Here is a 237-nt window from a genome sequence, read left to right as displayed (position 1 = left end):
CTGTACAACCGGGTGTAAGACAGTGGACGCGACACTCTGCCCAGCAGCGGCCAAGGGGCTGAAACATACACGGTGTCCGGGTCCACGTCGTTCTGGCGACGGCCCAGCAGTGCGTTGAGACTGAGTTTGGCTTGTTTGTGCAGATAATCGTTGAAGGTGATGAAGTTGGCTTCGGAATCAGGCCTGGCGTTATAGGTGCGCAAGGCACCTGCGGCGTCCTCGGCCAGGCTGGTCAAC

General features: G+C 59.1%; 1 protein-coding gene. It reads right to left on the bottom strand.

Annotation, left to right across the window (positions count from 1 at the left end; genetic code table 11):
- Positions 1-237: hypothetical protein (locus tag AC0L3U_RS40195; RefSeq protein ID WP_473365241.1), on the bottom strand; the 237-nt coding region annotated here is incomplete at both ends.

This window comes from Bradyrhizobium sp. Kon69, from assembly GCF_055807515.1.
Note: the sequence above shows the minus strand (reverse complement) of the source record. Positions and strands in the feature narration are given on the sequence as shown.